This is a genomic window from uncultured Lactobacillus sp. (assembly GCF_945290125.1).
GTDB classification, from domain to species: Bacteria; Bacillota; Bacilli; order Lactobacillales; family Lactobacillaceae; genus Lactobacillus; species Lactobacillus rizhaonensis.
In genome coordinates this window covers 1-11,634 of record NZ_CALYQV010000062.1, presented here as the reverse complement: position 1 = coordinate 11,634, position 11,634 = coordinate 1, and the positions used below count along the sequence as shown (strand labels likewise).

Genomic DNA, 11,634 nt, shown 5'->3' with positions numbered 1-11,634 from the left:
AACGTAGCAGTCGCTCACGGATTGTGATGCCACGCATGCTGACGACGCCATCTTGGCGGGGATGCTTAGATACTAAAATTGAAATTTTATTAGCCATGTCGTTTATCCTTTCTTAGTTAAACTTGGTAAGGAATAATTGCCTTACACTTACAGGCCATGGAAAGCGGAAAAGTAAACGATTATTTTTGAAGAATTTTTTTGAGGCGTCGCCTGATGGTTTGCAAACGCTTAGTAATTGCGATTTTGCTGACACCTTCGTCTTTGGCAATGTCTATCTGTTTCATGCCATCCCAGAACTTCTTCATGAGTAACTTTCGCTGTGCTGGTGTAAGTTGACTAATACTCTGGTGGAGTTGATCCATTTCTTCCTTATTAATTACCTCTTGCAACGGATCAGCATCATCTTTTACTAGGGCGCCATATGGGTCATAGGCTTCGAGTGAAACATGACGACGGGTTTCATGGTGGTTATCGTTGTATTCAATACGATTAAGTTCAATGATTTCTTTGCCTTTAGCTTCTGTGACCGTGATTTCTTTGATCCCACTTGGTTGATGTAGCTTAATGTGCATACTGCCATCTTTAACGTCTAAGATCTCCATGTTGAGCTTGTGACGGTCGTCGTAGTATTTCTTCATAAAAAATTCCTCCTCTTGGATCTCCCAAGCGAAGGAATCGAAGGCATACTAAAAGCCACTAATAAGTCAATAAGAAACAGACCTAAACGATAGAATCGCTTGGGTACTGCAACTTGCCTTACTAGTGGCTTGTTACAGGATGTTATTCAGTTAGGTGCATGCTAGTAAAAGTTGTTGATCGAGCAACATATGCTGTTCAGCCAATAAAATGCGCGATCATTTAATTTTATAAACAATCTGCTAATAAAAGTTGATATAATGAACTTATTAGGTCTCATTCATTTAACTGACAAGTTGGTAGTATCAATTTGAAGAATACTGATCAGCTACTTTAGCTACTTGAAGTTACTCGTAGCTACTTTGGAGGATTTGAAAAAATGGCGAACAATGAATTTAGAATCCTGATTGATTCATTACGAATAGCTATGAGTGAGGATGATGGTCATTCTATTGAGGGCTCTATAAATATTGTCTTGGGCAAGTACACTAATAACTGGAAGGAAAATACATATAGCCCTCTGAACTTGAAAAAGCTTTATTACAAAGGGTTGAATTACAGTGCTGCTAAGAAGGTCAAGGGTGCAGTTATTAATGAAGAATCGTTTAGAAAATATATCGACAGCTTTTCGTCTAGTGACAAAGAATCTATGGCCGCACAGCTTCAAACAGTTAACAAAGATGCGATTCAACTAGGAGCTAATGCTGTTCCATACTTTTGTGTAAATCTGCTAAACGAGCTAATTGAAGAGGCAATAACTGGGCAACAAAAAAAGCTCACTAAAAGTGGACCAAATGGATATTTAAAAAAACTGTTTCTGATGATTCATTTTCATCAGTGTTTACCGAAGTAGCTACTAAAGAGTTGCCACTAATTAAGAATAGTAATGCTATCCATGCGTTTATCTTAAAGCCAGATTTCTTTCCATTTTCGTATAAAAACCTGGAAGACCTTATTTTGAAAAATATTACTAGTTATGCCGCTGCCAGAGGTATTGAAAAGAATGATGTGGCAGGTATAAAAGCAACAAGATTATTAAGAGATTATATGCATAGTGGTGTACCACAAAATCTCTTAGGAGAAATGTTGACTTATATTTTTCTTGAACACATTGATGACGCTAAGAAAATTTATACTCGAGCAGAAATTTCAGCAAATTCACATACAATTAATAGTGAGGGAATCTATTTAAAGGACAACAAAGGAAAAAGTCAGTTGATTCTAGGGGCGTCACAGCTTAATGATAATTTGCAAGATGCAATCAAGAATGTTGTATCAGAATTAAAAGAATTTAGGAATAATCGATCCCGATCTTTGGTTATGCCTATCGATTTGATCGATAGCTCCATATTACGTGAGCGATACAGTGAGGAAGAGAGTAAAGCTATCTTAAAGATTCTAGTACCTACAGAAAACAAGATAGATGAAGTGGCAGCTTATGGGCTATTTATTGGCTATAAATTTGCACCCGATGATAATTTGAAAAATTGCTCTACTGATGAAGCAAAGGTAAAGTGTCGTAAGATCATTGAGAATGACCTCCATCAGGTAATTGCTCAGTTAGACGATGAAATCAGGCTAAATGAATGGCAACGTTCCTCTTTTTATGTATATATGCTTCCGCTCATTAGCGCAAGCACCGATGGAAATACGATTATGAGAGAACTAATTGGGTAAGGACTATGGTTAAAAAAAACAAATCACTTGCGGAATATCTTTGTGATAATTTGCAACAAAATCATTATTTGAGGAAGCTAGTTAAACAATTATTTACTCAATATGCATACTTTCTTTTTCAAGCAAAATGGTCGTTAGATAAAAAAGAAAAAACAGATCTGTTAAAATTCGCAGATCTATTATCCAAATCTCAAAGTAATAATGGGGCTTCAGAATGTAAAAATTTAGCTCTTAAAATAATTACTATGCTACAAGAAATGTATTCAGAAGATCCTAATGTTGATATTGTAAGAAACACCGTTCTAAGTAGCTTGAAAAACTACTTACCTAGAGAAAATCATGGGTACATAAAAATAAATACTGTTGATTTCCTATGGGATGAAGTGATTGATAATTACAACAAAATTCAAAGAAAAATTCCGGGACAAGAAAACCAAACTTTTATTGGTGACCAAGATAAAATCTTTAACTCACTAGAAAATAGTATCAATAGTTTTTCTGCACCGACATCGATGGGCAAAACATATTTAATGAAAAAATTCATTGAATATAAAGTTAAAATGGGCGAAAAGCTTAATTTTGCTATAACAGTGCCAAGTAAGGCGCTGATCACAGAAGTGCGAAGTTCTTTGTTGACAGACCTTGTTGACAATCTTAGCGAACATTCTTACCGCATTATTTCAAGAGTAGAAGAATATGCCCTCTATTATGAAAACAGAAATTATATTTTTGTAATGACCCCGGAAAGGTTATCAAATCTGCTTTTAGATAATGACGACCTTAGACTTGATTACCTTTTTATTGATGAGTCGCAAAAAGCAACCGAGATGGATGATCGAAGCATCTACTACTATGAGATTATTGATAAGGTACAAAAATGGAAGCAAAAGCCCAGAATAACTTTTGCTTCTCCTCTAATTCCAAATCCAGATGTCTTCTTACAATTAATTGATGGCAGTATTAAGAATAATATTAGAGTTGATGAATCACCCGTTACACAAACTAAATTTTTAATTGATCGATATAATAAAGAGCTTTCAGTTTATAACGATCAGACAAAGAAAAAACAGCATTTATGTGAATTTACAGAAAATGCCATACCGCACATTGTTAAGATGATTACCGATGTTATGAAGGGTAAAACACAAAGTCTTATTTATTATGGATCTAAAAGAGATGTAATGTCTGATGCGATCGTTTTTTCAAGGCAGCTTCCAACTATTAAAAGTAAAGGACTAGATGAATTAGCTGCTTACATTAGTAGAAAAATTAATCCTAAATATGTATTAATCGATTTGGTGAAAAAAGGAATAGCTTTTCATATTGGAGAATTACCGATTGATGTGCGAACTAAAATTGAAGAGGCATATAGAAAGGGAATCTTAAGGACTGTCTTTTGTACAAGCACTCTATTAGAAGGGGTAAATTTACCAGCTGACAATATCTTTGTTACTTCACTTGGCAACGGTAAGAAAAAACTAAGCCAGTTAGAGTTTTTAAATTTAATTGGTCGAGTTGGTAGACTTGGGCACTCTATGATCGGTAATGTCTTTATTATTACCGGCGAAAAAGAGAAATCGCATAGTAACTTAAGTTCTTATTTGAAGTATTTAAGTAAAAAAATAAGCAAGGAACATCTATCTGTAGAAAAAGCGTTAAGGCCTAAACAAGTTGCAGCAATCAAAAAATCATTGAGTGCGGGTGATCTTAAACTTTCTGCTGTAACAGATAAGAGAAACTATGATTTGCTCAGAAAAATATCTCTAATTTATATTAAAGAGCTAAATCATAATCAAGAAGGATTCACTGGAAAACAATTCAAGAAGAAGATTTCTGACGATGATGAAACAGAAATTTTTACTGCCTTGCATTCTAGATACCCAGATGAATTACAAGATGACGTTAATTTTTCTGCTGATCAATCTAATTTACTAACGCGCGCAATTTCTGATGAGCAAATTAAAGGATTCCCTCAAATCTTTAATGATAAAAATAAGCTAAACGTTGAAGAAACTTATCAATTCTTTCTAAAACTTGCTCATATTTTTAACTGGAATCTTTATGAAAGAAAATTTGTGAATGCTGATTCAGATGAAAATATACAACATCAGACCTTAGAAGATTATGCCAAGTTAACTTTGATGTGGATTAGCGGATATAGTCTTAAACAGATTTGTGATTATGTAATTGCAATTCGTGAACGCCATGATTTTCAGTTTCTTGATCGATTAGATCAAAGTCGAAAGTTAGTAGGAAACATTAATTGGGATACCATTGCGATCAATATAACTATGAATCAACTAAACAAGCTTAATTTTGTCTTAGGTAAGTATTTCCTCAAAGTTTCAAAGGAACTGTCCGCTAATAGTATTCCTTTAGATAATAATTGGTATCAATACCTTGAATATGGAACTAATAGCGATCTTCGAATATGGTTACAACAAAATGGATATTCTCGGGAGTCGTCGCAATATATAGAGGACAAAGCAGATGAACTTATTGTTAACGGCCCCTTTGGACCATTAATATCAAATAGAATAGACGATGCTAACGATCCGGATGTTATTAATGAAACAAAAGAGATAAAAGTTAATGTGCCAGAAATATTCAATTAAGTAAATAAAGAGAGGAATAATTTGGATAATGAGTGAGATCAGCTTTAGTTACAACAAATTATGGAAGCTATTAATTGATCGTGGCATGAAAAAGAAAGATCTACAACAGGCTAGTGGAGTCAGTGCCGCTTCAATTGCTAAGTTGGGTAGGAATGGTAATGTTACGACTGAGGTATTACTAAAGGTTTGTAAGGCCTTAGACTGTGATATTAGTGACATTATGGAGATCGTACGAAAGTAACAGAAGGAATAATAAAGGAGGATAGAGGTGATATTTATTTAAAATGAGCAAGGAAGAAATAAGCCTTTTCGATGATCAAGAATTTGAAGCTGATCATAAGAAATTTGAATTAAAAGCAATGGATGATGATGGTCATTTAATAAAATCAAAAGATCGAGTTCAGCATCATGGTGAAGTTTTTACACCTAAGTGGATGGTGAAAAGGATACTGTCTGAACCTGCCATTCAAGAAAAACTCCACGATATTCATGCTACTTTTTTTGAACCTAGTGCAGGAGAGGGCGCATTCTTGAAAGAGATCCTACACCAGAAGCTGAACTATGTGGACCAAATTTCTAATAAAACTACTTGGAAAAGTAACGCCTTATGGGCCTTAATGAGTATTTACGCTATTGAATTATTGAAGGATAATCTAGCTCGAGCAAAGAAAGCTATGCTGGTTATTTTTGTAAATCACTACCAGGCATTCATGCAACGTGAGTTAAGCGTTAATACTGATTTGTATAAATCGGCAAAATATGTAATCAACGCAAATATTGTCCAAGGAAATACTCTTACTTACAAGAATGATGAAGGAAAGTTAATTACTTTTAGCAACTGGATTCCGTCTGGATCAAAAGTTGAACGAGAGATTTTTACTTTTAAATCATTGTTCAATAATAGTGATGCAAATGATATAGGTGCTAATGAAGGTCAATTAAGTCTATTTGATGACTTAGAAAATAGTGATGGTACGAGTAAGCAGAAAATTATTATTACTAAAGTATTTAGGATGGGATAGAGAATGAGTAAAGAATTTAAATTTGATGTTGTTATTGGGAATCCGCCATATCAAGACGAAACTAAAGGGGACAATAAAAGATATGCGCCGCCAATTTACGATAAGTTTATTGATGAGTCATACAAAATCGGTAAAATAGTCGAACTAATTCATCCAGGAAGATTTTTATTTAATGCGGGTAGTACGCCCAAAAAATGGAATAAGAAAATGCTGAATGACCCTCACTTAAAGATTGTTTATTACGAACAAGATAGTTCAAAAGTATTTCCAAATACTGACATTAAGGGTGGAATAGCAGTTTCTTATATGAATAGTGATCTTGAACTGGGGCCTATAGGTATTTTTTCACCATATCCAATAGTAAATACGATCATGAAAAAGATAGTACGCAGTACTAATTACGAATCTCTTTCGAAGATTATTTATTCTCGTACTGCATATAGATTTACAGAAGAAATGCATCGGGAACATCCTGAGGCTCATAACAAATTGAGTAAGGGTCATGATTACGACGTGTCATCAAATATTTTTGAAAGATTGCCAGAACTTTTCTTTGATCATAATCAAAATGATGGGCAAAATTATTTGAGAATCTTAGGACGGGTTAATGGTGAAAGAACTTTTAAATATGTTAAAGCCAAATATATAAATCCTGTGGATAATACTAATAAATGGAAAGTAGTAGTCCCACAAGCTAATGGAACTGGTGAATTAGGTGAAAAAATTAGTAATCCTGAAGTAATAGGGCCAAATACGGGTTCTACAGAAACATTTATTGAAATCGGAAATTGTAACTCTGAAGAAGAAGCAAAAAACATAGTTAAATATATTCGTACAAAATTATGTCGGTTAATGTTGGGAATACTTAAAATTACACAAAATGGGAATAAACCTGTTTGGAGGCTTGTCCCTCTTCAGAATTTTACTTCAAGTTCTGATATTGAGTGGTCAAAATCTGTTCACGAGATTGATCAGCAACTTTACAAGAAATATGGATTAAATCAGAAAGAAATTAGCTTTATTGAAACTAAAGTAAAGGAGATGGACTAGACAATGGCAATGCCTAAAATTAAATCATTCAAACGAATCATTCCAATGATTTATGCCTACACCACTCCTAACGATATTTCCCATAACGGATGGACTAAGATAGGTTACACTGCATCACAATCTGTTGAAGATCGAATTAAGCAACAGAGCCATACTGTTGATGCCAAAGTTAAATTGTTATGGCGTGGCAACGCTCGGTATGAAGATGGGTCCGATGAAACCTTTACCGACCATGATTTTCATGATTACTTAACCCAGAAAAAGCAGATTGAACGGAAACCTAGGACAGAATGGTTTCATATTGATGGACCAACATCTCATCACTACTTTCATGAGTTTGCTGATCGTGATTATGGGGATATTCAAGGTAATGATAAGCATGTTCAGTATGAGCTTCGTAAAGAACAGCAAAAGGCAGTCGATCAAACAATTGCTTACTTTCTTAAAAATGGTGAAGGCAGCAAATTCTTGTGGAATGCTAAGCCACGGTTTGGTAAGACACTCACTGCTTATGATTTAGTCCGTAAGATGCAAATGCAGAATGTACTGGTAGTTACAAATCGGCCTAGTATTGCAAACTCCTGGTTTGATGATTTTGAAAAATTTATTGTCTGGCAAACTAATCTTAAATTCGTTAGTGAAATGGATGCCTTAAAAGATAAGCCAGTACTTTCTCGTCAGGAATTTATTGATTCTATTTCTGATGGCAATGATTATGGTCAGGTTGTTTTTGAGAGTCTTCAAGGATTAAAAGGTTCGGTTTACTTTGGTGGAGAATACGACAAATTAAAGTGGATTGAAGATCTTAACTGGGATTTATTGATCATTGATGAGGCCCATGAAGGTGTGGATACTTATAAGACGGATAAGGCATTCGACAAAATCAAACGTAAGTATACACTTCATCTTACTGGTACGCCGTTTAAGGCCCTAGCCAAAGGCAAATTTGCTGCAGATCAAATCTACAACTGGTCTTATGCTGATGAACAGCAAGCCAAAGCCGATTGGAATGAAGATGCTGAAGGTGGTAGCAATCCATATGCTGTAATGCCGCGCTTAAACATGTTCACTTACCAATTATCCCAAATGATGGCAGACACTTTAAAACAGGGTGTTGATTTAGATAATGGTGATAAGGCAGATCCAGCATTTGATTTAAATGAATTCTTCAGAACACAGAATGGTAAATTTGTTTACGATGAAGCAGTGGATCATTTTTTGGATACACTAACTACTGGGGAAAAATATCCATTCTCAACTCCAGCATTACGGACGGAACTAGCGCATACTTTCTGGCTCCTTAACCGAGTGGATAGTGCCAAAGCCTTGGCAAAGAAATTAAAGCAGCATCCTGTATTTAAGCATTATCATATTATTCTTGCAGCTGGTGATGGCAAGCTTGATGACGATCAATTAAATGATGATCAACTGGATAAGGCCAACGAAAAGGCATTTGATAAAGTTCAAAAAGCAACCAAGGAATACGATAAAACGATCACTTTGAGCGTGGGGCAGTTGACGACTGGTGTAACAGTCAAACCTTGGTCAGCCGTTTTGATGCTTTCCAGTATGAAGAGTCCTGCTGAGTACATGCAAGCTGCCTTTAGAGCACAAAATCCATACACTTTTGAACGCAGTGGCGAATTAGTGCAAAAAGAAAATGCCTATGTTTTTGACTTTGATCCAACACGGACACTAACTATTTTTGACGAATTTGCCAATGATTTAATGGCTGAAACTTCAAATGGCAAAGGAACCGCTGCTGAGCATGAAGCAAACATTCGTAAACTGTTGAATTTCTTTCCAGTTATCGGCGAAGATGACAATGGTAAGATGGTTGAACTTGATGCTAAACAGGTTATGTCTATCCCTCGTCAGTTAAAATCACAAGAAGTTGTTAAACGTGGTTTCATGAGTAACTTCTTGTTTACTAATATTTCTCGAATCTTTGCAGCACCTGCTGAAGTACGTGAAATATTAAATTGCTTAGTAACAGCTAAAGAAGGTAAAGCAAAAAAGACTGAGCAAAATGCTATTGAAGGTGCTGAAGAAGTTTCAGTTAATGATGATGGTGAAGTTGAAATTCCCAAGGAGAGAGTAATTGGTAAATCAAAAGACCTTTTTGGTGACAAATTTTACTCTGACTTAGGAAACCATTTAGTAGACTCAGTTTCTGATACTGACAATATGGACTTTAAGTCAGCAGTCAAGTCTATTTCTAAGAAAGTAAATGATTCTCTAAATAAAGAAGTTATTAATAGAGTTGCTAATGATTATGGCTTGTCTAAAAGAGAAGCTAAAAAGCAACAACAACAGATTGAAAAGGAAAATGAGCAGGCATTAGATAAGATTGCTGACGAACTTAACGATCAAAAGAAAGTAGCCGAAGTTAACTATAAGAAAGAACAAGCAGCTGCACGTGATCAAGCAGAACTTAACGAAGCTAAAACAAAATATGAAACTACTGTTCAGAATATTATGAATGATTTTGGTAAAAGGGTACAAGATCACGTCAAGAGGACGGTTGAAGATGTTCCGGCTAAAGTTGTTGAGCGTGTTGAAAAGCATGAGGAAGAGCAAAAATTAAACAACGTTGAAGAAGATGCTAGGGCACACCTGCGGGGATTTTCTCGTACAATTCCCAGCTTCATTATGGCTTACGGTGATAAGAATTTAACCTTGCAAAATTTTGACGATTATACCGAGGATGATGTTTTCAAAGAAGTAACGGACATCACGGAGGATCAATTCCGTTTCTTGCGAGATGGTGGTGATTATGTTGATGCCGAAACCAATGAAGAGAAGCATTTTGATGGCCATTTATTTGATGAAGTAGTGTTTAATGATTCTATTCAGCAGTTCCTTGAAAAAAAGGAACAATTAAGTAATTACTTTGATGACAATAGCACCGAGGATATTTTCGATTATATTCCTCCACAAAAGACAAATCAGATTTTTACACCAAAAGTAGTTGTTAAGCATATGGTGGATGATCTTGAAACAAATAATCCAGGTATTTTTGATGATCCTAATAAAACATTTGCCGACCTATATATGAAGTCAGGACTGTATATCACTGAAATTGTTAAGCGATTATTTCGCAGTGAGAAGATGAAACAGCTCTTTCCAGATGACCATGAACGTATTAAGCATATTATGGAGCAACAAGTATATGGCTTTGCACCAACGAGGATTATTTATCTGATTTCGACTAACTATATTTTTGGATTTGATAAAGAACTGAAAAATAGTTTATTGGAGAAGCATTTTAAACAGATTGATGCATCTAAATATGCCCAAGAGGGTACTTTGCAGGAAGTCGTCCAGCGAGAATTTGGGGAGGAAGAATAGATGAAAGCTGATAGTATCCATCTGTTTGATTTCTTGGGAAGTGGGAAAACCATTTTTGAAATCCCCTTTTTTCAGCGAAATTATGAATGGGATAAAGCACAGTGTGAGCAGCTTTTCAAAGATTTAACGATAGCTGCACAAAACGATACTGATCATTTTATAGGCGCAATTGTTTATGTTACTGAAACTGGGAATAAGATGAGTCATATCTATCGCATCATTGATGGCCAGCAACGTTTAACTAGTTTGACTTTGCTACTAAAGGCATTATCGGATGCTGATAAACAAGATCAGGCTGAAATTGAAGAAGAATATTTAACCAATAAGTATCTTGATGATAATAATCACCTTAAGGTAAAGCCGGTCGAGCATGACTACGAGGCATTTGAATCCGTTATGAATGGGATGACCGATTATGATCAGCCGTCAAAAGTCATCGATAATTATCGACTGTTTCAAAAGTTGATTAGTAATTCTGACATTGATAGTTCTAAGCTGTATGAAGCAATGAATCATTTCAATATGGTTTATATTGAGTTGAGTAGCGATCCAAATGAAGAAAATCCACAAGTGATTTTTGAAAGCTTAAACTCAACAGGTGTTTCACTTTCATCCTCAGATTTGGTGCGGAACTTTCTTTTAATGAAACTAGATTCGCAGAAGCAATCCGAGCTTTATAAAAAATATTGGGTTAAGATTGAGCGGATGTTTGCGACTAAGACTTTTGCAGAATTCATTCGACATTATCTAGTGTTAAAAACCCATGTATCAGTTAAGAGAAATAATGTTTATGGTAGTTACAAAGATTACTTTATTGCTGAAAAATTAAACTCTGAAAATGCGTTAGCGGACTTGTTCAAGTTTGCAAATTATTATGATCAGATATTGAATCATAAAACTGAAAATAGTGAGTTCAACAGAATCTTGGACCATATTAACGTCATGGATAGTAGGGTGGTTTTCCCTTATCTGATGCTATTAATGGATCTGGTAAATTCTGGTGAAATTAACCAAGAACGGGCTAACGAGTTAGCACATATCTTAGAAAGCTACTTGTTCCGCTTAAAGGCATGTCAATTACCAACGAATGGCTTAAATAAAATTGTTGTTGTACTTTGTGATTTATCAAAGGTAAATGGTAACTTAAAACTAAGATTGTTGCGCTTGCTAAAGGCTAATTTCCCTGATGATCGTAAATTATCCGATAGCTTGATGGAAGTGGACCTTTATCATCAAAGAAATCACTTAGCTAAATTAGCATTAGTTATTCTGGAAGAGCACCG

At 35.1% G+C, this 11,634-nt stretch carries 9 protein-coding genes; 8 read left to right on the top strand and 1 reads right to left on the bottom strand.

Translation table 11 applies throughout. The annotated features are described in order from the left end of the window. Positions 1-179 precede the first annotated feature (179 nt). Positions 180-602, bottom strand: a complete 423-nt coding sequence (locus Q0K80_RS08765; protein WP_294605510.1) for a sigma factor-like helix-turn-helix DNA-binding protein — start codon at positions 600-602, stop codon at positions 180-182. A 413-nt stretch (positions 603-1,015) separates the two neighbouring features. Between Q0K80_RS08765 and Q0K80_RS08760 the strand changes: the two genes are divergently transcribed. The 8 genes from Q0K80_RS08760 to Q0K80_RS08725 all read left to right on the top strand — a co-directional run. Continuing rightward, positions 1,016-1,489: a hypothetical protein gene (locus Q0K80_RS08760; protein ID WP_294605508.1), complete on the top strand. Its 474-nt coding sequence runs from the start codon at positions 1,016-1,018 to the stop codon at positions 1,487-1,489. Positions 1,490-1,593: 104 nt separating this feature from the next. Further along, entirely contained in the window at positions 1,594-2,313 is a 720-nt protein-coding gene (locus Q0K80_RS08755) for a DUF1837 domain-containing protein (protein WP_294605506.1), read from the top strand. A gap of 5 nt (positions 2,314-2,318) precedes the next feature. After that, positions 2,319-4,928 carry a DEAD/DEAH box helicase gene (locus tag Q0K80_RS08750; RefSeq protein WP_294605504.1) on the top strand — a complete coding sequence of 870 codons (2,610 nt, stop codon included), beginning with the start codon at positions 2,319-2,321 and terminating at the stop codon, positions 4,926-4,928. A 28-nt stretch (positions 4,929-4,956) separates the two neighbouring features. Further along, positions 4,957-5,169 carry a helix-turn-helix transcriptional regulator gene (locus Q0K80_RS08745; RefSeq protein ID WP_003671665.1) on the top strand — a complete coding sequence of 71 codons (213 nt, stop codon included), beginning with the start codon at positions 4,957-4,959 and terminating at the stop codon, positions 5,167-5,169. Between the two features lie 43 nt (positions 5,170-5,212). Then, complete coding sequence (locus Q0K80_RS08740; RefSeq protein WP_294605493.1) at positions 5,213-5,950, top strand: methylase; 738 nt, start codon at positions 5,213-5,215, stop codon at positions 5,948-5,950. A 3-nt stretch (positions 5,951-5,953) separates the two neighbouring features. Next, entirely contained in the window at positions 5,954-7,000 is a 1,047-nt protein-coding gene (locus Q0K80_RS08735; protein WP_294605491.1) for an Eco57I restriction-modification methylase domain-containing protein, read from the top strand. Positions 7,001-7,003: 3 nt separating this feature from the next. After that, positions 7,004-10,351: a DEAD/DEAH box helicase family protein gene (locus Q0K80_RS08730; protein WP_294605489.1), complete on the top strand. Its 3,348-nt coding sequence runs from the start codon at positions 7,004-7,006 to the stop codon at positions 10,349-10,351. Continuing rightward, a partial coding sequence (locus tag Q0K80_RS08725; RefSeq protein WP_294605487.1) for a DUF262 domain-containing protein occupies positions 10,352-11,634 on the top strand: 1,283 nt, incomplete at its 3' end.